This window comes from Streptococcus sp. HMSC061E03 (assembly GCF_001813505.1).
GTDB lineage: Bacteria > Bacillota > Bacilli > Lactobacillales > Streptococcaceae > Streptococcus.
Genome location: NZ_KV812784.1, coordinates 1 through 24829 on the forward strand (window position 1 = coordinate 1; position 24829 = coordinate 24829).

Sequence of the window (24829 nt, forward strand, 5' to 3'; positions counted from 1 at the left end):
GCACTTTTCTCACAGCGGAAAGTTTCAGTAGATTCTTGCATCAGTTGAAAATCGTGATGATGTTTTCTGCTTTGAAGAAACCATTCTTTTAATATCAAATCATTTAGAAGTTCTGTTTTGCAGAACTTTTTTTCTCCTCTGGAAATTTGTGATACAATGAAGAGAAAGTATTTCAATGACAGCTCAATTTGTTGGCGGATCATTGGAGAAACTAGGTACGAAGAAGAGGTAGGAATGTTAGAGAAGTGGGAGAGTGTGAAAGGAACCATCAAAACGATGGTAAAAGAGCTATCGGCGGCCTTTGACTGGGCTTTTGATCGTCTCTTTTCAAGGATTCAGCTGACCAATGAACAGTTTGTCTATGTGCTCTTGTCAGTCGTTTTTATCGTGGCCAATGCTATCTTGTGGGTGCAAAAGTTCCAAGGCTTTCCGATCACCGCAACCGAACGGCCAGAGGTTGTGTACAAGGCTAAGACACCGGCTGATCAGATTCCTCATACAGCTCGGATCATGGCCAATGGAGATCAGCTCTATCATGATCTGGTCTATATGAGTGCACAAAAAGAAGATGGAAGCTATGATTTTCATGAAAATTATGAGTATGTCAAACCCTGGCTACAAAAAGCGGATCTAGCCTTGGGTGATTTTGAGGGAACCATTAACCCGAATTACTATTTGTCAGGTTATCCTCTCTTTAATGCACCGAGCGAAGTCGTACCAGCCATCAAGGATGCTGGTTATGATGTCATGGATTTGGGACACAACCATATCTTGGATTCAGGTCTAGAAGGGGTCTATTCGACAGCCAAGGCCTTTGAAGATGCTGGCATCACCCCTGTCGGTGTCTACACGCATGAAAAGAGAGGCCAGGCTCCCTTGGTGATCAAGGAAGTGAATGGCATCAAGATTGCTATTCTAGCCTACGCTTATGGGTTTAATGGAATGGAAACGACCCTTACTCCAGAGGAGCAAGCAGATGTCTTGTCTGATCTGGATGAAGAGCGGATGAAGGCGGAGATCCAAAAGGCGGAGCAAGAGGCCGATATCACCATTGTCATGCCCCAAATGGGAATTGAGTACCAATTGGAGCCGACAGAAGAGCAAAAAGAGCTCTACCATAAGATGGTTTCTTGGGGAGCTGATATTGTCTTTGGCGGGCATCCCCATGTTGTAGAGCCTGCTGAAGTGGTCAATAAAGATGGTCAAAACAAGCTCATCATCTACTCGATGGGGAATTTCCTGTCCAATCAGCGTCTGGAAACCATGGGGGATGTGGAGACTGCTCAATGGACAGAGCGAGGCGTCTTGATGGATGTGACCATCGAAAAGGTCGGCCGCAAGACAAAGATCAAGACAGCTACTGCTCATCCAACCTGGGTCAGTCGGACTCCGAAAGGAACTTATTCTCCTGAAGGCTATGACTTGTACAAGTACCAGACCTATATTTTGGAAGATTTTATCCAGGGTGGCAAATACCGCGACAAGCTGGATGAGGAGACCAAGGAGAGAGTGGACACGGCCTACCGAGAAATGAAGGAACATGTTCACTTGGACTGGCCTCAGAGTGGAAAGGAATAGAGCATGGAAGGAAATGTGAACTGGATCCCGCTTGGGATCCTAGGATTGATCGTGGTGATTTGGGCAACCAAATTTCTTACGGCCATCCGCCTCAAGCAAAAGCTGAAGAAGGCTTGGGAAGGAGCGCCTTTCTTTCGCAAGAAAGATACAGAAGAAAGTTTGATAGACAGTCTGGCTTATCCGGCTAAGGGAAAGACGATCGACAGCCAAGTGGATGATCAGACCTGGCATGATTTGGCTTTGGATGCGGTCTTTGATCAGCTCAACTATACCCAATCGAGCCTTGGAGCAGAGGCTCTCTATCAAAAAATGCGCCTGCTGGAATTCCAGCCTCAGGATCAGCTTCATGACTTAGAAGCCTTCTTTGAAGAGCATCCTGATTTGCGCCTCAAGGTTCAGGTTATTTTCAACCAACTGGGCAAGAAAAACCACAACATGGCACGAAGTATTGTCGCAAATCCCGGCAAGCATTATGCAGGTTTGCCCCTCTATCTAGCCTTGGCCTGCCTTCCTATTGTCTGTCTTTTTGCCATCCCCTTTGAGCCAGTTGGGGCCATTACCCTCTTGGTGATCAGTGTGGTCTTTAATATCGTCTTTTCAAGTTTGCGCAATTGGTCCAATAAAATCCGTCTGGACAATGTTAGCTATCTGGTTCGCATCTTTGCTTCGGCAGAACGCTTGAGCCATCTAGCCTTGCCACAACAAGAAGAACTAAAGCAAGCAGTCAAACCCTTTAAGAAAACGCGGATCCTTGCCAGTGTCTTACAGAGTCCAACGGGGACATCTGAGATGGAAATTATTCTCCTCTACCTCAACGTCCTCTTTTTACTCCCGCAGATCGCTCAGGTTTATATTTACAATCAGGTGAAGGCTTATCAAAAAGAGGCCCAGAAGCTTCTGGATCTGCTAGGGGAGATGGAAGTAGCCATTAGTCTCTTGCGCCACAAGCGGGACCTAGAAGTGGTCTGCCAGCCAGTCTTTACGGAAACGGGTGGCATTGAGGGAGAGACGCTCTACCATCCCTTGCTGTCCAATCCGATTGCGAATGATGTGCATTTTCAAAAAAATATGGTCATCAGTGGGGACAATGCGTCCGGGAAATCGACCTATTTGAAAACTGTTGCTATCAATGCCATTCTGGCTCAAGGATTAGGCTTTGCCTATGGAGAAAGATTGGCCCTTCCTTACGGACATGTCCTAACGGCTATGGATGTGAGCGATGATATTGAAGTTGGAGATAGCTACTTCATCACCGAAAGTAAAGCTATTTTGCGTATGATTCAGCATCTGAAAAATCCTGGTTTTCACTACTTCTTTATTGACGAGCTCTTTAAGGGGACCAATACCATCGAGCGGATCGGATCAGGTCTTGGGATTGTCCGCTGGTTGGCTGCCCAAAACTGCCTCTACATGATCTCCAGTCATGATATTGAGCTGGTCGCAGCCTCTGGTGAGGTCAATGATAATTACCATTTTGACAGTCGCTATGTGGATGGCAAGATCGTCTTTGACTACCAGATCAAGCCAGGGTCAGCCGTGACCAAGAATGCGGTCAATACCCTAGAAAGCCTGCATTATCCAGAGGAGATTACGCAAACAGCCAAGGACTTGATTGACCAGTATGAAGAGACGGGACACTGGTCTTTGAAAGAAATTGAAAAAGAATGAAAATGAACGAAGGAGTTTGTAAATGATCGGTTTAGGGACCTTCTATAATGCCTTAGGGGTCGTATTTGGTGGGCTTTTAGGATTGCTCATCGGTCAACGTTTATCAGAAGATTTTCATGAGACCCTTCTGAAAGTGACAGGAGTTGCTGTTTTTGTCTTGGGCATCGCAGGGACCTTGGAAAAGATGCTGGTGGTGCATGGAAGTCATGTGGAAAGTCACGGCAGTATGATGTTGATTCTGAGTCTAGTGATCGGGACCGTTATCGGGGAACTCTTGAAGATTGAGGAGGGCTTTGAGCGCCTGGGAAACTGGCTGAAGAAAAAGACGGGCAACCAAGGCGATACTAGCTTTGTCGATGCCTTTATGACCACGGCCTTGACCATTTGTATCGGGGCTATGGCGGTGGTCGGAGCTGTCCAGGATGGCTTGACAGGCGACACCTCGACCTTGTTGGCCAAGGCTATTCTCGATATGGTTATCGTTTTGGTCTTGACCGTTTCAAAAGGAAAGGGCGCGATCTTTGCGGTGGTTCCACTCGTGATCCTTCAGGGCTTGATCACGCTGTTGGCCCATTTGATCGCACCGATCATGACTCCACAAGCCCTTTCGAATCTGTCCCTAGTCGGGTCCAGCCTCATTCTCTGTGTAGGAATCAATCTCATCTGGGGCAAACGAATCAAGGTCGCCAATCTCCTTCCAGCAGTGCTGATTGCCATTATTTGGGCCTTTGTTGGGTGAAAAATAGAAGCTAACCGGTAAAGACTGGTTAGTTTTTTTGCTTGCCCTTGTAGTCTTGTTAGAAAAATGAAGGTGCTCCGAAAAGAAAGGAATTCTTTTAAATGTGATAAAATAAGAAACAGGAGTGAAGATTGGATTCATTTCGAAGGTGAAGGGTGAGTGAGTTATGATCAAACTAATTGCAACAGATATGGATGGGACCTTATTAGATGAACGAGGAGAGGTGGACCTTCCTCGTCTGGAAAGGCTGTTGGACCACTTGGATCAAAAAGGGATTCGCTTTGTCATTGCGACGGGAAATGAAATCCATCGCATGCGCCAGCTCTTGGGTCCCTTGGTCAAGCGGGTGACCCTGGTCGTCGCCAACGGAGCTCGGATTTTTGAGAATGACCAGATGGTTCTAGGAAAATTCTGGGATCGGGAATTGGTGGAGGCGGTCCTTGATTATTTTAAGGGCCGGGAAATTTCAGATCAGTTGGTTGTATCAGCTGTCAATGGTGGCTTTGTCAAGGAAGGCACGGTCTTTACAGAAGTTGAAAAATTCATGCAGCCGGAAGTGATTGAAGCCTTGTACAAGCGAATGAAGTTTGTTCCGGAATTGACAGCCGATTTGTTTGACCAGGTGCTTAAAATGAGCTTGGTGGTTGGCTTGGATCGTCTTGATCAAGTGCGCCAAGAAGTCCAGCAGGCTTTTGGAGATCAACTGATGGCGGTTTCGAGCGGTTTTGGCAGCATGGATCTCTTACAAGCAGGCATTCACAAGGCTTGGGGACTGGCTCAATTAATGGAGAAGTGGCAGCTTCATGCCAGCCAGGTCATGGCCTTTGGGGATAGCGGAAACGACATCGAAATGCTTGAAATGGCTGCTCACTCCTATGCTGTGGCCAATGCAGAAGCAGGAGTCAAGGCGGTTGCCAAACACCTAGCACCGAGCCATCAGGAAGGTGGTGTCTACCAGGTGATCGAAGAGTATCTAGGATTGACCCCCTGGGAACAAGTGAAAGGAAAGAATTAGATGGCGGTACAACTGTTAGAAGACTGGCTTTTAAAGGAGCAGGAGAAGATCGTAACAACCTATCGGGAACTCAATCAAGCCCCTCTGAAGGAGCCTGGTTTGATCTTTATCGGAGACTCCATCGTGGAGTATTTTCCCATTCATGAACTATTACAAAGTCCCAAGCACATGGTCAATCGAGGAGTGCGAGGCTATAAGACGGATCTCCTTCGTGAGCATCTAGACGCCCATGTCTTTGGAACGGCGGTGGATCAGATCTTTCTCTTGATCGGGACCAATGATATCGGAAAAGAAATTCCTCAAAAGGAAACCTTGGACAATGTAGAAGCGGTCTTACAAGCGATCATGCGGGACTTTCCGCTGACCCACATCAACCTGATCTCGGTTCTACCGGTGAGTCAAGAAGAGCGCTACAAGCAAAAGGTCTATGTGCGGACCAATGAAAAAATTCAAGCCCTCAATCAAGCCTATCAAGAATTGGCCCAGGCCTACCACCAGGTCAGCTATGTCGATGTGTATTCGTCTTTATTGGATGAAAAGGGGCAGTTGGCAGAAGCCTATACGACTGATGGCCTCCATTTAAGTGTAGCAGGTTACCGCATCCTAGCCCAAGCTCTGCAGGAGACATTATAGAGACAAAAATAGGAGCGAAAAAAGCCCAACCAGACAAATCTTCAAAGGAAGATTTGTTTTTTTTTTAAAACTTTTGGTTGACAAATGTAAATCTTAGGTGTAAAATAGCATCATAAGATTTACAAATGTAGATTTAGAAAGGAGAGGCTATGCAAATTTCCAATGCGGAATGGCGCATCATGAAGATTATCTGGATGGAAGGCAAGCAGACCAGCAGGGATTTGATCGCCGTCTTGTCCGAGCGCTTTGACTGGTCGAAGTCGACCATCAAGACCCTCTTGACGCGCTTGGTGGAGAAAGGCTGTCTGACCAGAGAAAAATCTGGTAAAGCCTTTGTCTACTCGGCTCTGTTGACGCAGGACCAGAGTTTAGACTTGGTCGTTGAGGATGTGAAGGACAAGGTTTGTTCAAAAAGGATTGTCCAGGTGCTTGAAAACTTGATTCAGGAGAGTGACTTTACGCTTGCAGATCTTAATCAGCTGCAGCAGGTCCTGGAAGAAAAGAAAGCAGATGCTGTCGAAACAGTCCCTTGCAATTGTATGTAATAGAAAGAAGGAATTTTAATGTTTGGATTGTTAATTAGTATTGTTTGTTTACTTGGGGTTGCTTTTATTGCTTGGTGGTTCTTTGCAGAGCATGAAAAGGTAAGCGGCCACGCTCGTCAGAAATCAGGTTATCAAGAAATTGAAGTCGAAGTCATGGGGGGCTATTCGCCTGAAACCATTGTCCTGAAAAAGAATGTTCCAGCCCGGATCATCTTTAATCGCAAGGATCCATCTTCATGTCTGGCTCAAGTGATCTTTCCAGACTTTGGCGTTCATGAAGATTTGCCTTTAGGTGAAAAACATGTCATTGAAATTACGCCAGAAAAAGCGGGCGAATATGGGTTTTCATGTGGAATGAACATGATGCATGGTCAAATGATTGTGGAATAAAGGAGTTAGGTATGGTAGAAAAACAAAAAGCAGTTGTGGAAAACGGAGTGCAAAAGATCCGTATTACAGCAGAAAAGGGCTATAGTCCCAAAGAATTTCAACTTCAAAAAGGGATCCCTGCTGAAATCACCTTCCATCGGGTCAATCCTTCCGGCTGTTACAAGGAAATTTTGTTTGAAGATCAGGGGATTTTAGAGCCTTTGGAAGTCGGTGTGGATAAAGTGATATCCTTTACCCCGACAGAAACAGGGGACTTTGAGTTTTCATGTGGAATGAAGATGCAAAAGGGTTCCTACACGGTTGTGGAAAAACGCCGTCGTGTCTTAAGTTTACGGGATCGCTTTTGGATTACTAGTATCTTTACCCTTCCTTTATTAATCTTGATGATCGGGATGTGGGCAGGATTTGTCTCCCATCCAGTCAATCGCTGGGGAAACTTTCTAGCGACAACGCCGATCATGTTGGTAGCAGGAGTTCCTTTTATCAAGAGTGCCTGGGCCTCATTTAAGAAGCACCATTCCAATATGGATACCTTGGTAGCTCTTGGAACCCTGGTAGCCTATGTCTATAGTGTATTTGCCCTTTTTACTGGTCAGCCAGTATACTTTGAGGCTGCGGGTTTTATCATCTTCTTTATCCTCTTAGGGCAAATCTTTGAAGAACGGATGCGTAACAATGCCTCCGAGGCTGTGGAAAAATTGTTGGATTTGCAGGCAAAAACGGCTCAAGTTCTCCGTGATGGGAACTATGTCGAGGTGGCGGCAGAAGATATCCAAATTGGTGACTTGATTCGGGTCCGTCCTGGGGAAAAGATCGCAGTTGATGGGACGATTGTAGAAGGAAGTACGACCATTGATGAGTCGATGGTGACAGGTGAAAGCCTTCCTGTGGAAAAGTCGGTTGGTGATGCAGTGATTGGCTCCACTATCAACAGCAATGGGACCATTCTCTTTAAGGCTGAAAAAGTCGGTAGTGAGACCCTCTTATCTCAAATTGTGGACTTTGTCAAAATGGCCCAATCCAGTCGTGCTCCTATTCAAGATCTGACGGATAAGATTTCAGGTATCTTTGTTCCAGTGGTGACGATTTTGGCCATTGCGACTTTCTGGGTTTGGTCCGTGCTTCTGGGCGCGTCGCTTCAAGAGGCCATGCTCTATGCAGTCTCTGTCCTCATTATTGCCTGTCCTTGTGCCCTTGGTTTAGCAACCCCAACAGCCCTGATGGTCGGAACCGGCCGTAGTGCCAAGATGGGGGTTCTGATTAAAAATGGAACAGTTCTTCAAGAAGTGCAAAAGATTCAAACCGTTGTATTTGATAAGACAGGGACTATTACCATTGGCCAACCACTTGTAACCGATGTTGTAGGAGATGAAGCGCGTGTCTTGACACTGGCTGCTAGTCTTGAAACTTTTTCAGAACATCCACTAGCCCAAGCGGTGTTATCCCAAGCAGAAGAAAAAGGTTTGGTGTTATCCCCTGTGGAAAACTTCCAAGCGATTGAAGGAAAAGGGGTCCAAGGTCAGATCGACCAGCAGTTGGTGACCTTGGGAAATGGCAAACTTCATGACGGGACAGCGATGGATCCGGAGCTTGAAAAACGAATGGTAGAGTTGCAAGAGCAGGCCAAAACAGTGATCAGTTTGTCTGTGGATGGGCAAGTGATTGGCTTGATTGCCATTCAAGATGCTCCGAAGGCCAGCTCAAAAGAAGCGATCAAAAAGCTCAAAGAACGGGGCTTGAAAACGGTCATGTTAACAGGGGATAATGAACGGGTGGCCCAAGCTATTGCTAAGCAAGTGGGAATTGACACCGTCATTGCTGATGTCCTTCCTCAAGAAAAAGCTAGCGCCATCCAAAAACTGCAAGAAAGTAGTAAGGTAGCCTTTGTTGGAGATGGGATCAATGATGCTCCAGCTCTTTCGATCGCCGATGTCGGAATTGCTATGGGATCTGGAACGGATATTGCGATCGAGTCCGGTGGCATCGTGCTCACGCAAAATGATTTGCTTGGCGTTGTGCGCGCCTTTGACATGAGTCAAAAGACCTTCCGTCGGATCTTACTCAATCTCTTCTGGGCCTCTATCTACAATATCCTTGGGATTCCAATTGCTGCTGGAGTCTTTGTAGGACTGGGATTGACCCTCAATCCAGAACTAGCAGGTCTTGCTATGGCCCTTAGTTCTGTGTCTGTTTTGATTAGCTCTCTGCTTCTCAATGTTGCGAAAATTGATTAAAGAAAATAAAAAGTGGTATAGCATGCAGTATCGCTTAAAATGTAGAAAAACTTTTTAAGTAATATAAGTTAAGTGATTCAACGAAGAAAGAAAAATGAGTTCCAATTTTTAGATTGAATCAAGAAATACCAAAAACTTTCCGCCGTGAGAAAAGTGCTTGAAACATTATCATTTCAAGCACTCGGTAGTTTTGAGACCTTAGGCTCAAAACTAAGTCATGGAACTTCGAAGAAGTTCGCTGACGTCCGTACTCACCTAAGGAAAGTTTTTTTAAAAAATACTTTGCCTTCAATTTAAGTGCTACAGCATGCTGTAGCATTTTTTGTTCTTTCCTTACAGCTCCAAGGGAAGTAGCTAGGTATTAAATTATAGTATAATACCCTATTGTAGGATAGTTTGTGAAAATTTCTCAAAAAGAGCATCTGTTATGGAATAGGGATTGAGCATCTCTGAGCAGATCCTTATACATGTGAATCTCTTTGTGATAAATTAATACTGTAATCGTTTTGTAAATCGTTTTCATGAGAATAGTCAGAATAAATTCATTTTCAAGACGAGCTTTGATCGTAAAGATGAAGTAGAAGCGCTGTGCTTCATTTTTCAAGATCAAATTAGAAATAAAGGAGAGTTAGAATGACTCAAGGGAAAATTACTGCATCTGCAGCAATGCTTAATGTATTGAAAACATGGGGCGTAGATACGATCTACGGTATCCCATCTGGAACACTTAGCTCATTGATGGACGCTTTGGCTGAAGACAAAGATATCCGTTTCTTGCAAGTTCGTCACGAAGAAACTGGTGCTCTTGCAGCGGTTATGCAAGCTAAATTTGGTGGCTCTATCGGGGTTGCAGTTGGTTCAGGTGGACCTGGTGCGACTCACTTGATCAATGGTGTTTACGATGCAGCTATGGATAACACTCCATTCCTTGCTATCCTTGGATCACGTCCAGTTAACGAATTGAACTTGGATGCCTTCCAAGAATTGAACCAAAACCCAATGTACAACGGTATCGCTGTTTACAACAAACGTGTAGCTTACGCAGAACAATTACCAAAAGTAATCGATGAAGCTTGCCGTGCTGCCGTTTCTAAAAAAGGTCCAGCCGTTGTTGAAATTCCAGTAAACTTTGGTTTCCAAGAAATCGACGAAAACTCTTACTACGGATCAGGTTCTTATGAACGTCACTTTATCGCTCCTGCCTTGAACGAAGTGGAAATCGATAAAGCTGTTGAAATCTTGAACAATGCTGAACGCCCAGTGATCTACGCTGGTTTCGGTGGAGTTGGTGCGGGTGATGTGATCACTGAATTGTCTCGTAAAATTAAAGCACCAATCATTACGACTGGTAAAAACTTTGAAGCTTTCGAATGGGACTACGAAGGGTTGACAGGTTCTGCTTACCGTGTTGGTTGGAAACCAGCCAACGAAGTGGTTTTCGAAGCAGATACTGTTCTTTTCCTTGGTTCAAACTTCCCATTTGCTGAAGTTTACGAAGCCTTCAAGAATACTGAAAAATTCATCCAAGTCGATATCGACCCTTACAAACTTGGTAAACGTCATGCCCTAGACGCTTCAATCCTTGGGGATGCAGGTCAAGCAGCGAAAGCAATCCTTGACAAAGTGAATCCAGTTGAATCTACTCCATGGTGGCGTGCAAACGTGAAGAACAACCAAAACTGGCGTGATTACATGAACAAACTCGAAGGTAAAACTGAGGGTGAATTGCAATTGTATCAAGTTTACAATGCAATCAACAAATATGCTGATCAAGACGCTATCTATTCAATCGACGTAGGTGACACTACTCAAACATCTACTCGTCACCTTCACATGACACCTAAGAACATGTGGCGTACATCTCCACTCTTTGCGACAATGGGGATCGCCCTTCCTGGTGGTATCGCTGCTAAGAAAGACAATCCAGATCGCCAAGTATGGAACATCATGGGTGACGGTGCATTCAACATGTGCTACCCAGACGTTATCACAAACGTTCAATATGACCTTCCAGTTATCAACGTTGTCTTCTCAAATGGTAAATATGCCTTCATCAAGGACAAATACGAAGACACAAATAAACACTTGTTTGGTTGTGACTTCCCTAATGCTGACTATGCGAAAATCGCTGAAGCGCAAGGTGCTGTAGGATTTACAGTTGACCGTATCGAAGACATCGATGCAGTTGTTGCAGAAGCTGTTAAATTGAACAAAGAAGGTAAAACAGTTGTCATCGATGCTCACATCACTCCACACCGTCCACTTCCAGTAGAAGTACTTGAGTTGGATCCAAAACAACACTCAGAAGAAGCAATCAAAGCCTTCAAGGAAAAATACGAAGCTGAAGAGCTTGTACCATTCCGCCTCTTCTTGGAAGAAGAAGGGTTGCAATCACGCGCAATTAAATAATTCCTCTCACGGAAATTAAAAAGATCGGAGTAATCCGGTCTTTTTATGGAGATAGTAAATGAATTTAAATCAAATAGATATCATCGTTTCAAATGTTCCCCAAGTCTGTGCTGACTTGGAGCATATCTTGGATAAAAAGGCAGATTATGCTGATGATAGTTTTGCTCAGTTCACGATTGGCAGTCACTGTCTTATGTTGTCAGAGAATCATTTGATACCTTTGGAAAATTTTCAGTCAGGAATCATCCTACACATTGAAGTTGAAGATTTGGAACAGAATCAAAAGCGTTTGAAAGAATTAGGGATTGAGATTTTACACGGTCCTTGTGAAACGGATTGGGGAACAGAGTCCTTATTAGTTAAAGGCCCTGCTGGTCTAGTCATTGATTTTTATAGAATGAAATAAGGGCGCTTAGTCATTTGAAGTTAACCATAATTATTCTTAAAACAGAATATGAACTATTAAAAGATCGGAGTCATCCGGTCTTTTTGTGTTGCATGAAAGCGATCGTTACCTTAGAATAGGTTCGGTTTTTCCTAGGATCTTGTAAGACTTTTGGGTTAGAGAAGGGTATAATAGAACTATCAAATCAAGTGAGGTAGAGAGATGACCGACAAACTTCAATTTCCAGATGGTTTCCTTTGGGGTGGAGCGACGGCTGCAAACCAGTGTGAGGGAGCTTATAATGAAGATGGCCGTGGCTTGGCCAATGTGGATGTGGTACCGATTGGGCCTGATCGTCATGCGATTATTACGGGTCAGAAAAAGATGTTCGACTTTGAAGAGGGCTATTTTTACCCGGCTAAAGATGGCATTGATATGTACCATCGCTACAAGGAAGACATTGCCCTCTTTGGGGAAATGGGCTTTAAAACTTATCGCTTGTCCATTGCCTGGTCTCGGATCTTCCCAAAAGGGGATGAATTGGAGCCAAACGAAGCGGGTTTACAGTTCTATGAAGATCTCTTTAAGGAGTGCCACAAGTATGACATTGAACCCTTGGTGACCATTACCCACTTTGACTGCCCCATGCATTTGATTACTGAGTATGGTGGCTGGCGTAGTCGCAAGATGTTGAAATGTTATGAACGTCTCTGCCGAACCCTCTTCACTCGCTATAAGGGCTTGGTCAACTACTGGCTGACCTTTAATGAGATCAATATGATCCTTCATGCGCCTTTTATGGGAGCGGGCCTTTGCTTTGAAGAAGGGGAGAATGAAGAGCAAGTCAAATACCAAGCAGCTCACCATGAGTTGGTCGCTTCCGCCATTGCCACCAAGCTAGCCCATGAGATTGATCCGAACAACAAGGTCGGCTGTATGCTGGCAGCAGGGCAAAATTACCCGCATACCTGTGCTCCGCGAGATGTCTGGGCGGGTCTAGAAGAAGACCGCAAGAACTATTTCTTCATTGATGTGCAGGCGCGTGGGGAATACCCAAACTATGCTAAAAAAGAGTGGGAACGTCAGGGAATCACGGTTGAGATGACCGAGCAGGACCTTCAATTATTAAAAGAGCATACGGTGGACTTTATTTCCTTCTCCTACTATGCCAGTCGGATCGCTTCAGGGAATCCAGCTGAAAGGGAGAAAACAGCGGGAAATATCTTTGCATCTCTGAAAAATCCCTACCTCGAAAGCTCCGAATGGGGTTGGCAGATTGACCCTCTTGGTCTCCGCATTACGCTGAACACCATCTGGGATCGTTATCAAAAACCTATGTTTATCGTGGAAAATGGATTAGGCGCTGTTGATACCCCAAATGAAGCCGGGGAGATTGAGGATGATTACCGGATTGACTACCTCGCAGCCCATATCAAGGCCATGAGGGATGCTATTCATGAAGATGGCGTTGTCCTCTGGGGCTATACGACTTGGGGCTGTATTGACCTGGTTTCTGCCGGGACAGGAGAAATGAAGAAGCGTTACGGCTTTATTTATGTCGATCGGGATAACGAAGGGAAAGGAACCCTAGCCCGTTCGCGCAAGCAATCCTTCTATTGGTATAAAGAAGTCATTGCGACCAATGGAGCTTCTGTTAAATAAAAGTTTTCGGTACTTGCTGGCCGACTCTCTCCTATAAACGAAAAAGCTTAGAATTCCAACCACAAGTTGGGGTCCTAAGCTTTTTGTATGTAGCTAAGCCAAGTCCTTATTTACTGGTCGTAGTCTAAGACATTGTTCTCGATGACAAACTTAGATTCAGCGGAAATGCTGGCTTCTCCTAGTTGCAACTGAGAACTTCCGTCTGGTTTCATGATGTGCCACTGACCGTCCTTGTGGGCAAAGATAGCCTGAAAAGTGACGTTATCACTCTTGTCTCGAATAGGTAGAACAAATGCTTGATCAGTATTCTCTAAGAGAATTTCTTCTTTTTTTTCAAAGTTATAGATATAAAATTGCCCAGTTCTTTGTCCCAAACCATGAAGTTCATCGACTTTTTGCCAATTCTCAAACTTATTCCGAACAAGGGATTCATTATAAATCTTGTTGAAGGTTTCGTTGCGTTTCTTCGTTTCTTCCTCGTCTAGTGTTTTCTGAAACTCTGCAACCTTTTTAGTCGTTTGAATGGTTTGTCTGTTTTGCTCCCTGATTTGCTGGCGGTGGATGACTCGCATCATTCTTGCAGCAACGCCCAGGATGACAAGGATGGATACAAGACTGATTTTAGTTTTAGCATTATTTTTCATAGATGAGTCTCCCTATTGTGTCATTGGTCCTATTATACCCTTTGAAAGAAAGGATCGTCAAGTTCATCTTGTGATGACCTAACATGCAGATCTACCTGGGGACAATAGAATTTTATCAGATTTTCATTGACGAAGGTCCTTTTATTTGATAGGCTAGGGGAATAGAACTGATTTCGCAAGAAAAGAAAAAAGGAGTGAGGCAAGTGGCACGGGTTTTATTAATCGAGGATAATAATGATATCCAAGAAATTTTGTATAGTCTCTTAAGTGAATACCATGAGGTGCTTCAAGCCTTTTCAGGTACAGAAGGGCTGCGGCTCTTCCAGCAAGAAGCCGTTGATTTGGTTCTTCTGGATATCATGCTTCCAGGGAAAAATGGGGACCAGGTCCTGGAGGAGATCCGTTTGCAGAGTCAGACACCGGTTATCATGATGACCGCTCTGGGAGATAAACACCTCATTAGCCAGTATCTCCTTGCAGGTGCCAATGATTATATTGTCAAGCCCTTTAATCTGGACGAAGTGGCGGCTCGGGTGACGGTGCAGTTGAGAAATCACGTCTCTCCAGCACAGGAAGCTCAAGCGTCGCAAAAGCTATCCTTTAAGAATTTGGTCTTAAATCCAGAAACCTTTGAACTGGAGTCCAGCGAACAGACGCTTCGCTTGGGCAAAAAAGAATTTCAAATTTTTGAGACCTTGCTGGCGCATCCAAAGAAGATTTTTACCAAGGAAGAATTGTATGAGGCGGTCTGGGAAGAAGTCTATCTGCCTGGTGACAATACCCTCAATGCCCAACTGAGCAATCTCCGAAAGAAAATTGCCCAGCTTGATCCAGATGAGGACTATATTGAAACGGTCTGGGGTTTGGGTGTTCGCTTGAAAGGAGACAAGTAATGTGGGTTTTAGTTCTAATTCTTGTCGTCCTTGTCCTTTTCTTGGGTTTGGGCTATGCTCGCTTGCTTTCTGCCTTAAAGGATTTGCAGGAGCAGATTCAAAAGAAGCTCCAAAGCGGAAGTGGGGTACGGCTGACCTCTCAGGTCTCAAAAAAAGAATTGGTCGCCTTGACCAAGCAGGTCAGTGATCTCTTTGATCAGATTGAGCGGACCAATCGGATTGCCTTTCAAGAAAAGAAGACCTTGGATATGGCCATCAGTAATATTGCTCACGATATCCGGACGCCTTTGACCATTGCGTCGGGCTATACCCAACAAATCATCAAAGGTGGGACGCAGGAAGAGGAAAAGCTGAAGAAAATTGCTTCCAATCTTCAAGTCGTCTCAAAACGCTTGGAATCTCTCTTGGAATACAGACGCTTGATGGAGGGAGCTATTCAGCCTCGGCTTACAGACGTTAATCTCAGCCAAGTCCTGACCCAGCAGTTGTTCCAGTATTATGACAGCTTGTCCGAAGCGGGGATTGCCTTAGAGGTGGAGCTAGAAGAGCATCTTCATTATGCGACCGATCCTGAGCTTTGGGAGCGCCTCTTGCAAAATATGCTCAGCAATGTCCTCAAACATGGAAAGGAGCAGGCGCGTTTGACCTTGATGTCGGACGCGGACACGATTCGGGTAGAGCTGCGCAATATTGTGCAACAACCGATCCAACATTTAGACCAACTGGCTAGTCGATTCTATTCTGAAAATCTGTCGGATACAGAAGAGTCTTCTGGCTTGGGTCTCTACATTATTCAAAATTTTGTAGAGATCTTAGGCGGCGACTTGCAACTGGCGACGGAAGCAGACTGGTTTGTTTTGACCATTACACTAAGAAAAAATGCTTGAGCACCGCTCAAGCATTTTTGTTATAAATCTTTGTGTTTAAAAGTAGCGAGTCCCAAGAATCCGAAAACAAGGATGAATCCAAGGGCAATCGAGAGAGTGTTGTTCGTTGCTGTCGTACTTTGGACCATGGAATATTGAAACTCCAAGTTTAGATAGTGGAGAATATCAATATCTTTAAAGAAAAGCGCAGGTAGACTTAAGAGGATATTTCCAATGAAGTAGCCAACGAAGGCTAGGGTGATGGATTGGCTAGCATAAAGAAGGAAGGAAATGATACTGACCCAAGCCAGGGTGGCAAGGAACTGAATCAGCACGGTCAGTCCAAAATGAGCAAGGAAGTGCTTTGGCATGGTGCCAAGTCCATTGTAGAGGGTCGCAATCAAGAAGACGAGACCATAAGAAACAAGAAATTGGAAGAGGGCAATGGTCAGGACAACGGCGCTTTTGGCAAAGTAGTAGCTAGTGCGCGAAACCCCATAGGCCAGATTATTCTTGTATAAGTTTTGCGTTAAGTCTGTTCCTAGAACCAAGGTGATGACAATAATGGTAAAGAGGATAGTCACACTGATGCTGGAAGAGTAGTTGGTCAAGGATTTAAAGCCCGTCCAAACTTCGGTTGCTTGGGGTAATTTGGATTCCGTATTGACGCCGACGTGGCCGGTAGCTCCAAAGATGACTCCAGACAGGATGTTGAGAACGAGAATGGCTTCTGTAATCCAAAAACCTTTAGAGCGAAAAAGTCTGTAAAAATCTGCTTGAATGGTATGCAACATGATAAATCTCCTAAATGAAATATGTGGGATAAGTAAAACAAGACGGTGGTTTGACTAGTCTACCAAGTCCGTAAAGAATTTTTCCAGATCTTGGCGGGCATAGTAGATTTCATCCACGTCAATATCTGCTTGAACGAGGGCTTTGACAATGACTTTAATATCGTGAGTCTGGCCGAAGATATGGATTTCTCCATCCTTATCGATGACTTTGATACGGTGATGGAGTTGATCCTGGATCAGTTGACTCGCAAGGGCTAGCTGGCTAGTCTTGAGGATGATGTAATCTTCTCCTTGTTCTTCGAATTCAGCCTTGCTAATTTCTTTAATCAGGCGTCCTTGGTCGACAATACCAAAACGATTGGCAACCAGATAAAGTTCGGACAGGATGTGACTGGAAATGAGGATGGTCATGCCGAGTTCATCGTTGAGGCGCTTGATCATCTGACGGAATTCCTTGATTCCGACAGGATCGAGACCATTGATGGGTTCATCCAAAATGAGGAAGTCGGGCTTGGCAATGAGCGCAATCGCAATTCCCAACCGTTGTTTCATTCCTAGTGAAAAGTCACGGAATTTCTTCTTACCCGTATTATTCAGGCCAACATAGTTCAGGGTTTCTTTGATGACCTGGTCGGGATTGGGGATATGGCGAGCCTTGCAATAGTAGACCAGATTTTGATAGGCGGTCATATGCTTGTGGGCCACGGGACTCTCAATGACGGAACCAACCCGTTTCAGGGCTTGGGTCCACTGGGAACGATTTGTAGAAGAAAAGAGAGAGACGCTTCCGTCAGTTTCTTGAATTAGCTGGGTGATGACCTTGATGAGGGTGGTTTTCCCTGCGCCATTTTTACCGATCAGGCCGTAGACGTCGCCTTTGCGAATGGTGAGATTCACATCATTTAAGGCATATTGATGACCAAATTTTTTACTCAAATGGGAAATTTCTAATACTTTTTCCATGGTTTTCTCCTTCGTCCAAATGACTTGTTGTTTTCTTTACACTCTTAGTATACAGCTTGCTTTTAAAATAACTATCAAGCAATTCTCAAATATTTCTAAAAAAAAAAACGACTAACTTTTAAAAAGTTAGTCGTGACTTTAAGAATAAGTTTTCTTAGAGGTTTTCCTTAGGTGAGTTTCTAGGATGACTTTGTGTTTTTTTAAGAGTCTGGGACAAAAGTGCTAGCCTCTCAATTGTTTCTAGATTGTCGAGCAAGACGCAGTGGTTGAGTGGGCTCTAATACGCTGATTTCATCAGCTTATACAGGCCTACTCAACTGTGCGGAGGTGGAACGACGAAATCGAATTCTAACGAATGACCGATTTCTGTCCCACTCTCTCTTCATTTTAAAAACCAGCGACAAACTCCTTGATGGCTTGCGCGAGTTCATAGGGTTTCTCGGTATTGAGTAGATGGCCTCCGTCTGCGATTTCTTGATAGCGGCCTTTTGGCAGGAGCTTGGCCAATTTTTTAGAAGAAGATTGATTGGCCCAATCTTTGCTACCACAAATCACCAAGCTAGGAAGAGGGCAAACTTTAACGGTATCGGTTAAATTGAGCCCTTTTAATTCCGTCAAGATTTGAAGCATCTGTTGTTTATTGGCATCTTGTTTTTCAAAGACATGCTTGGGAAGTAGACGAAAAAGGAGAATCTGGAGCCGATAGAGGGGATTGGTGTTGAGTTTGTATTGTGTTCCTGCAAGGACCAAGCCCTTGAGTTGCGGGAAGTCTTGTCTGGAGAGATCAAGAGCGAGCACGCCACCTAGTGAGAGTCCTACCAGAATAAAGGGTTCGCTTTCTTGCTGGAGGCGCTCCATCAACCTTTCTTTGACTTCCTGATAGCTTTCTTTTGGATGGGAGAAAATATCAAAAGTTTTGGAGTGCAAGGGTGAAAGTGCAAATTGGACTCCTTGCCAAGAGAGGACATCCTGCCCTAGTCCATGTAAAAAAATAAGTTTCATCAGGAATCCTTTCTTTGAAAATTGAGCTCGTAGAGACCACGAAGAGCATTGCAGGCATAAATACGATCAGCGTCTGTTAAATCGTTCAGAGTTAAGAGTTTTTCTTCCACCTGCTGGGTCTCAAGAAGATGGCGCCGATAAATGCCATCGAGTAAGGGGAGGTGAGCTGGTGGGGTATAGAGTTGTCCCTCTATCTCCAGCACCAGATTGCCAATCGTCGTCTCTAGTAAGGTTCCATCTGGCAGATGGAAAATTTGCTCGTGATCTGACTGGCTGAGATGGTCTCTCTGACTCGTTTTGAAATAAGTAAATGGCGTCGCTAAATCAAGCTTTTGCTCGGTCAGTTGGGCCTGTAGATAGCTAGCGGGCAAGTCTGTCAGCTCCGTGATTACTAGGTGGAAGGTACCGTTTTTTTGCAAGGCAATCCGACAACGATAGTCAAGGTTGGACTCCAAATGAGCAAGCTCTTCTTGAAGTTCTTTCAGGAGTTTTTGCTCATCATAAGGATAGGCAAAGTAGCGACTAGCCTCTCTCAAACGGGTTAGGTGTTGCTCCAGGAAAGTCAACTCTCCTTGGTGGATGTGGCCAGTCGTTAGGAGCTCAAAGCGAGGCTCTTGCCGGTAAAGAACAGCCGATTTTTGCTTGGTTTCCTGGTATTCACTTTCCCACTTACTGTCCCAAGTTATGCCTCCTCCTACGCCATAGATGGCTTGATTTCCTTGCATTTGAAGGGTCCGGATGGCTACATTAAAAATCCGTTTCCCTTTTGGAAGAAGGATGCCGATCGTACCACAGTAGACACCTCGAGGAGCCTTCTCTGTCTTGTGGATGATTTCCATAGTGGAGATCTTCGGTGCTCCTGTAATCGAGCCACAAGGAAAGAGAGCTCGGAAGGTTTGGACCAGGTCGACCTCAGCTCGCAAGCGACTTTCAATAGTCGAGGTCATCTGCCAAACGGTGGAGTATTGCTCGACTTGGCAAAGACGGGTCACCTGCTCACTTCCAATCTCCGAAATCCGGTTCATGTCATTGCGGAGGAGATCCACGATCATCATGTTTTCTGCTCGATTTTTTGGATCGGCTTCTAGCCAAGCAGCTTCTTGAAGATCTGCTTGGTTAGTGAGACCACGGCCCGTCGTTCCCTTCATAGGGCGCGTGGTCAGTAGTCGGTCGTCTTGCTCAAAAAAGAGCTCAGGACTGATGGAGAGGATGGAGACATCATCGTGCTGGATGAAGGCATTGTAATGGGCCTTTTGCTCAACCACTAAGCGGTTGTAGATAGCCAAAGGGTCAGACTTTAGCTCTTGAGAAAGCTGGACGGTGTAGTTGACCTGGTAGGTATCTCCCTGGCGGATATGGTGATGGATGGTCTCGATGGCTTCTTGATAAGCAGGTGCCTCTACCTCTTCCTTCCAATTGGCTGGAAGATCCACAGCTTCATAGTGCTCTGGGAAAGGAAGGGTTTCGACCTCCTCGTGGATAGTAAAATAGAGGAGATACTCTCCCATAAGAGGTGCTGGATGGACAGCAAACTTCTTCTCAAAAGCAGGAGCAGCCTCATAGCTGACATAGCCAACCGCATAAAAGCCTTGCTCCTGGTATGCTTCGACTTCTCTAAGAAGAGCCTCTACCTGGTCGAGGTTTCTAGTTTTTAATTCCTTTATGGGCTTGGTGAAAAGGTGTCGCAATCCAAGCTCTTTAAAATCAATAATGGTTTGTTTATGCATGCTTTGAGTATATCAAAAATAGAGGAAAAAAGGTAGATAAGGATGTAAGATTCCTTGCTTGGCCTTCCCTTTCATGCTAAAATAACCATAGAAACTGCTTTGGGCAAGGAGTAGGACTATGTAAAAGAATCCCCTCTATAACACCTCTAGTATTAGCTTTTTTCAATACCTCTTTGCGATTGCAGTGATTTTGGTGCATAGTGGTCGCTTGACCTCTTATGAGCCACTGCATTTTGGTCTCAAGAGTATGCTTGGCCGGCTAGCAGTGCCATTTTTTATCGTCTGTGCCAGCTTTTTCCTCAAGCAATCACTAGGGAATTCTAAGAAAATGAAGACCTATCTGGCCAAAATCGTAAAAACCTATTTGTTTTGGAGTTTTGTTTACCTTCCTTATGCCTGGCTCTTTTTCTCTAGTCTCCATCTTCCTATCTATCTTTTTCCAGCAGGTGTTCTCATCGCACTGATCTATCTGGGGATGTGCTACCAACTCTGGTATATCCCAGCCTTTTTGCTGGGTTTGTTTTTGGTCAATCAATTGGTCAAACACCTAGGTATGGTTTGGACGGGGGTGATCACCTTTCTTCTTTACTGCTGGGGCTTGATCGAGACCTATTCGGCTTATCTGGACACCACAAGTCTTCTCAAAGGTTACCAGCTCTACAGCAATTTATTTTTTACAGCGCGAAATGGTCTCTTTTACACGCCCATTTTTATTTATATGGGTTATTATCTGTATGACCATTTTCATGCACAAACTTTTAGAATTCACCGTTGGCAAAAGCTAGCTCTTGCCTTTGGATTGCTCTGTCTAGAAGGGATCATTATTTTTCAACACCAAGGAATTGATAAGAACTTTTTCTTTCTTCTTCCTTTTGTGACCGTTTATTTTGTCAATGCCTGCCTGCGATCGTCCTTTTTGAAAAGCTATAATTTACAGTATTTAAAGCAAATGAGTATAGCTCTTTACTTTTCGCATCCGATCTTTATCGAGTGGGCTCGCTATGGCTTTAGCAGCCTCCCTCTCTCTTATCCAGACAGGGGCAAGCTGATTTTTGTGACTGCCTTGTTTGGTAGTCACCTTTTTGGACTAGCTATGCTGTGGGTACGAGAGAGAAGGGAAAAACAAAAGACTTCACCAATCTAGGATAAGGTGAAGTCTTTTTTATGACTTGTAGGGGCAATCCTTTTTTGATGTCCATTTGTTTGCGGTCGTTTTTAGGAGTAGTACCGCATTTCTTTGTGGAGTGTTTATAGAGAATGTTCACATTTGTCTGAAGGGCAATACCCTCTAGCTTTGTGTAGCTTTTTTCAATTCCCGAACGTTTTCAAGAAAACTTCAGGGAATTCTTGACTTCTGATGAAATCGGCGTATGATTAGTTGTGAACTGTTGAACAACCATTTTCAATAGAGTTCCTGATGTCGACTAAGGGGATTCTGCTAGAATGAAGGCAGTTCAACCATAAAAATCTATAGAGCGTTGCGTCCGAAAGTCTAAACAGACACGGCTCTTTAAAAACAAAAGGAGAAGATTATGAAAACAGAACCGATTCATCGTACCAGTATGTGGAAATTTAAGTTAAGTGCTGCCACCATGACTTTGATTCCCGCTGCCGTGGGGATTAACTATGTTGCTAAAGCCTTGGCGGAGGGGTTAAAGTTGCCCGTTTGGCTGGGGTCTTTGGGAACCTTTCTTGCCAGCATGTTGGCTGGGCCGGTTGCCGGTGCCATCAGTGGTTTCATCAACAACGTGATCTATGGGCTGACCTTATCGCCAATTTCAACCGTGTATGCGATTACCAGCATCGGAATTGGGATTGCTGTCGGAGTTTTGCACGCCAATGGGTGGTTCTCGTCAGCGCGACGAGTATTTGTTTCTGCTATTATTATTGCCATCGTTTCAGCTGTCATTTCAACGCCACTCAACGTCATCTTTTGGGGTGGTCAGACCGGTATCGCTTGGGGTGACTCATTGTTTGCGGTAATGGTCGCCAATCATGCACCAGTGTGGCTGGCCTCATTTACCGATGAGTTTGTCTTGGATATTTTGGATAAAGTCTGCGTGGCCTACCTGGCATTCTTCATCTATCGTCAGCTACCGAAGCGGTTGGTGCACTTCTTTAGCGGTGATAAATGATGACTGATCAAACATTGATTTCTGGAGCGCCACGGGTCAAGCTCAAGTGGTACCAGGTGATCGATCCGATTACTAAGCTCTTGTTCATCTTGGACATGACGTTGTTGAGCTTTGCCAGTATGAATTTATTGCTTCAGGCCGGATTAATTTTTGTCGCAACACTGCTATTGTTATTTTCCAAATTGAGTTCTACCATCTTTAAGGCGCTGGGATTCAGCCTGTTTCTGATTTGCACCATGCTGATCATCCAAGGGTTATTTTACAGTTGGAATCAAACTGTGCTGTTTTCTGTGCTTGGGGTGTCGTTCTACAAAGAAGGCCTGATTTACGCCACCACTCTGGGTTGTCGAGTATTGGTGATTATTTTGACCAGTGGCTTTTTTATGGTGACCACGAGTATTTCAGAAAACGCGGCCTATTTGGAACTGTCCGGATTGTCTTATAAAACCGTCTACGTTCTGATGTCGGTGTGTTATATTTTGCCGGAAATGATGCGCAATATGCGGAAAATCCAGCAGGCACAAAAAGTTCGCGGAACCAATCCGCAAAAAACGTTGATTCAGAAATTAAAGTCAGTCCTGCCGGTTCTAATTCCATTGGTGATTAAGACCTTGGATCAATCGATGGCGCGGTCGATTTCTCTCCAACTGAGAGGTTTTGATAATCCCAACCGGACTGTCAGAACCTCCCAGCGCGTGTATCGCCTGTCGCGGACGCTGCACATTGGTCTGACTGGATTGGCAATTTTATTGATTGGGTGGAAGATATGGACGAAGATAAACGGATTGTAATTGAAAATTTGACCACCCGTTATCCGGGTACTGAGCAACCACAACTGCGTCAGATTAACGCGGAGGTTCATACCGGCCAGGTGGTTGGGATTATCGGGAATAGCCACTCCGGCAAATCGACTTTGTGCCGTGTGCTGGCAGGGGTCATTCCCAAAATGGTGTCTGCTGAGATTGAGGGCGACTGGCACATGTTTGGCCAGCGAGTGTCCGACAATTGGCCCGTTTATAATGCCATGAATGGAGTTGTACTGCAAAATCCAGCTGGCCAACTAAGCGGGTTGGCAGACACGGTTGCCGATGAAATCGCCTTTGACTTGATTAATCAGGGAATGGCTGAAGGACTGATTCAAAAACGGGTTGAAGAAGTTGCGACGCAAATGGGGCTGATTGAACAGCTGAATTTGCGTCCCGAGAGCCTTTCCGGTGGTCAGAGCCAGCGGTTGGCAATTGCCACGGCGATTGTGGCTAACCCGGCTGTTTTGATTATGGATGATCCGACCAGTCAGATGGATCCCCTTGGCCGCCGACAATTTTTCCAATGGCTGGCCCAAGTCAAAGAGACGACTGTCTTCATTGTCACCAGTGAAATTGACGATTTGTGTGAAGTCGCCGACGTTGTGTGGGTGCTGCACGAGGGTCAAATGGTAGCCCAGGGCAGGCCGGGTGAGGTGTTTAATCATTTGGCAGCTGACTGGCAGATTCCAGCCCCGACAATCCAGCAACTTGCTCAAAAAATGGATTGGCACTTGGCTGATGGCCGGTATCCGGTGAATGACGCTGAACTGAAGGAGGTTTTTTATGCCCACAATTGAACTGAACCACCTGACGTTCGCTTATCCGGAACGGTCCTTTAGCTTGGATGTTGAAGACAAACACTTCGCCGATCCGATGGTGGCGATTGTCGGCCAAAATGGTGCCGGCAAATCAACGCTCTTCAAATTGTTGACGGGTTTGCTGACACCACAAACCGGTGTGATTAAGATCGATGGAGAAAATTTTAATGATCTTAAACCAGTCGAAAAGTTACTGAAGGTTGGGATTACTTTTCAGAATCCTGACGATCAGCTTTTCAACCCGACCGTTCAACGAGAGGTGGAGTGGAGTGTCGCGCAGGTCATGGATGACCGCGACACGATTACGAGGCGGGCTTTAGCGGCTCTAAAAAGAGTTGGCTTGGATGATAAAACAGCTGAAAGTCCGTATGACCTGTCATTGTCGGAACGCAAGCTGTTAAGCGTTGCCACAGTTTTGGCAGTGGATCCGGCGATTTATTTATTTGATGAGCCGATGATGTCGCTTGATTGGGAAAGCCGGCGCAAGTTGACCACAATTTTCCATCAGTTGGCTGATTCGGGCCACCAAGTTGTGACCATCACCCATGACATGGATTGGGTCGCCGCCGAGTTTGAGTCGGTGTATGTTATGGAACACGGGAAGTTTGGCTTCGCCGGCAGTCCACGGGAATTGTTCAGCGATCACGAACTTGTCCAGCGAGTGGGATTACTACCACCGCGGATTATGGACATAGCGGAGTCGCTGGGTGATTCACAGACATATTTATCGGTTAATGATTATTACCAGAAAAATCGAGATGTATAGAAAAAGTCACCTCTGCGGGTTTTCCAGGTTGAAGGATTAACTTCAGCTTCTGGCAAGAACTCACATGGGTGACTTTTGTGTTTAATAACGTTTCATGATCATCGGGTGCTTCCTCAGATCACTCGGTTTGGTTTTACTTTGTTTCATGGTCATAATC

General features: G+C 45.0%; 23 protein-coding genes. 18 read left to right on the forward strand and 5 right to left on the reverse strand.

From position 1 onward, the window contains the following. The first annotated feature begins 234 nt into the window (after positions 1-234). The 11 genes from HMPREF2917_RS00330 (at position 235) to HMPREF2917_RS00385 (ending at position 13258) form a co-directional block, all read left to right on the forward strand. Positions 235-1578 (forward strand): CapA family protein, encoded by a 1344-nt coding sequence (locus HMPREF2917_RS00330; protein ID WP_070588642.1) that lies wholly within the window; start codon positions 235-237, stop codon positions 1576-1578. Between the two features lie 3 nt (positions 1579-1581). Beyond that, the gene (locus tag HMPREF2917_RS00335) at positions 1582-3246 is read left to right on the forward strand and encodes a MutS-related protein (RefSeq protein WP_070588644.1); all 1665 of its coding nucleotides are present in this window, start codon (positions 1582-1584) and stop codon (positions 3244-3246) included. Positions 3247-3268: 22 nt separating this feature from the next. Continuing rightward, positions 3269-3985 (forward strand): DUF554 domain-containing protein, encoded by a 717-nt coding sequence (locus HMPREF2917_RS00340; RefSeq protein WP_070588645.1) that lies wholly within the window; start codon positions 3269-3271, stop codon positions 3983-3985. 166 nt (positions 3986-4151) lie between these two features. Further along, the gene (locus HMPREF2917_RS00345; RefSeq protein WP_070588647.1) at positions 4152-5000 is read left to right on the forward strand and encodes an HAD family hydrolase; all 849 of its coding nucleotides are present in this window, start codon (positions 4152-4154) and stop codon (positions 4998-5000) included. Then, complete coding sequence (locus tag HMPREF2917_RS00350) at positions 5001-5633, forward strand: SGNH/GDSL hydrolase family protein (protein ID WP_070588648.1); 633 nt, start codon at positions 5001-5003, stop codon at positions 5631-5633. A gap of 149 nt (positions 5634-5782) precedes the next feature. Next, positions 5783-6178, forward strand: coding sequence for a CopY/TcrY family copper transport repressor (locus HMPREF2917_RS00355; protein ID WP_070588650.1), 396 nt, complete (start codon positions 5783-5785; stop codon positions 6176-6178). Positions 6179-6196: 18 nt separating this feature from the next. Then, a complete protein-coding gene (locus HMPREF2917_RS00360; protein ID WP_003013285.1) occupies positions 6197-6568 on the forward strand; it encodes a cupredoxin domain-containing protein in 372 nt (123 codons plus the stop codon). An 11-nt stretch (positions 6569-6579) separates the two neighbouring features. Continuing rightward, a complete protein-coding gene (locus tag HMPREF2917_RS00365; protein WP_070588651.1) occupies positions 6580-8802 on the forward strand; it encodes a heavy metal translocating P-type ATPase in 2223 nt (740 codons plus the stop codon). A gap of 633 nt (positions 8803-9435) precedes the next feature. After that, positions 9436-11211, forward strand: a complete 1776-nt coding sequence (gene spxB, locus HMPREF2917_RS00375) for a pyruvate oxidase (RefSeq protein WP_070588654.1) — start codon at positions 9436-9438, stop codon at positions 11209-11211. 58 nt (positions 11212-11269) lie between these two features. Continuing rightward, positions 11270-11617: a VOC family protein gene (locus tag HMPREF2917_RS00380; protein ID WP_070505278.1), complete on the forward strand. Its 348-nt coding sequence runs from the start codon at positions 11270-11272 to the stop codon at positions 11615-11617. A gap of 201 nt (positions 11618-11818) precedes the next feature. After that, positions 11819-13258 (forward strand): 6-phospho-beta-glucosidase, encoded by a 1440-nt coding sequence (locus HMPREF2917_RS00385; RefSeq protein WP_070588655.1) that lies wholly within the window; start codon positions 11819-11821, stop codon positions 13256-13258. A gap of 110 nt (positions 13259-13368) precedes the next feature. Here HMPREF2917_RS00385 and HMPREF2917_RS00390 read toward each other — a convergent pair whose 3' ends face one another. Continuing rightward, positions 13369-13902 carry a hypothetical protein gene (locus tag HMPREF2917_RS00390; RefSeq protein WP_070588656.1) on the reverse strand — a complete coding sequence of 178 codons (534 nt, stop codon included), beginning with the start codon at positions 13900-13902 and terminating at the stop codon, positions 13369-13371. A gap of 203 nt (positions 13903-14105) precedes the next feature. Between HMPREF2917_RS00390 and HMPREF2917_RS00395 the strand changes: the two genes are divergently transcribed. After that, positions 14106-14795 carry a response regulator transcription factor gene (locus tag HMPREF2917_RS00395; protein ID WP_070588658.1) on the forward strand — a complete coding sequence of 230 codons (690 nt, stop codon included), beginning with the start codon at positions 14106-14108 and terminating at the stop codon, positions 14793-14795. Further along, entirely contained in the window at positions 14795-15682 is an 888-nt protein-coding gene (locus HMPREF2917_RS00400) for a sensor histidine kinase (protein ID WP_070588660.1), read from the forward strand. Before HMPREF2917_RS00395 ends, HMPREF2917_RS00400 begins: the two co-directional genes overlap by 1 nt. A 20-nt stretch (positions 15683-15702) precedes the next feature. Here the strand turns inward: HMPREF2917_RS00400 and HMPREF2917_RS00405 are convergent, their stop codons facing one another. The 4 genes from HMPREF2917_RS00405 to pabB all read right to left on the reverse strand — a co-directional run bounded on the left by HMPREF2917_RS00405 (position 15703) and on the right by pabB (position 20147). Continuing rightward, positions 15703-16455, reverse strand: a complete 753-nt coding sequence (locus HMPREF2917_RS00405) for an ABC transporter permease (RefSeq protein ID WP_070588662.1) — start codon at positions 16453-16455, stop codon at positions 15703-15705. Positions 16456-16509: 54 nt separating this feature from the next. Further along, positions 16510-17418, reverse strand: coding sequence for an ABC transporter ATP-binding protein (locus HMPREF2917_RS00410; protein WP_049497968.1), 909 nt, complete (start codon positions 17416-17418; stop codon positions 16510-16512). A 387-nt stretch (positions 17419-17805) separates the two neighbouring features. After that, on the reverse strand, positions 17806-18420 hold the full coding sequence (locus HMPREF2917_RS00415; protein WP_003008726.1) for an alpha/beta fold hydrolase: 615 nt from the start codon (positions 18418-18420) through the stop codon (positions 17806-17808). Continuing rightward, positions 18420-20147 carry an aminodeoxychorismate synthase component I gene (pabB, locus tag HMPREF2917_RS00420; protein WP_070588663.1) on the reverse strand — a complete coding sequence of 576 codons (1728 nt, stop codon included), beginning with the start codon at positions 20145-20147 and terminating at the stop codon, positions 18420-18422. The genes HMPREF2917_RS00415 and pabB overlap by 1 nt, the downstream gene beginning before the upstream one ends. Positions 20148-20298: 151 nt before the next feature. Between pabB and HMPREF2917_RS00425 the strand changes: the two genes are divergently transcribed. From HMPREF2917_RS00425 to HMPREF2917_RS00445, 5 genes are all read left to right on the forward strand, one after another. Further along, the gene (locus tag HMPREF2917_RS00425; RefSeq protein WP_070588665.1) at positions 20299-21291 is read left to right on the forward strand and encodes an acyltransferase family protein; all 993 of its coding nucleotides are present in this window, start codon (positions 20299-20301) and stop codon (positions 21289-21291) included. Between the two features lie 388 nt (positions 21292-21679). Continuing rightward, on the forward strand, positions 21680-22282 hold the full coding sequence (locus HMPREF2917_RS00430) for an ECF transporter S component (RefSeq protein ID WP_070588666.1): 603 nt from the start codon (positions 21680-21682) through the stop codon (positions 22280-22282). Further along, positions 22282-23073, forward strand: coding sequence for an energy-coupling factor transporter transmembrane component T (locus HMPREF2917_RS00435; RefSeq protein ID WP_176745950.1), 792 nt, complete (start codon positions 22282-22284; stop codon positions 23071-23073). Before HMPREF2917_RS00430 ends, HMPREF2917_RS00435 begins: the two co-directional genes overlap by 1 nt. Continuing rightward, on the forward strand, positions 23049-23885 hold the full coding sequence (locus tag HMPREF2917_RS00440) for an ABC transporter ATP-binding protein (protein WP_070588670.1): 837 nt from the start codon (positions 23049-23051) through the stop codon (positions 23883-23885). The genes HMPREF2917_RS00435 and HMPREF2917_RS00440 overlap by 25 nt, the downstream gene beginning before the upstream one ends. After that, positions 23872-24672 (forward strand): energy-coupling factor ABC transporter ATP-binding protein, encoded by an 801-nt coding sequence (locus HMPREF2917_RS00445; RefSeq protein WP_070588671.1) that lies wholly within the window; start codon positions 23872-23874, stop codon positions 24670-24672. Before HMPREF2917_RS00440 ends, HMPREF2917_RS00445 begins: the two co-directional genes overlap by 14 nt. Positions 24673-24829: the final 157 nt, after the last annotated feature.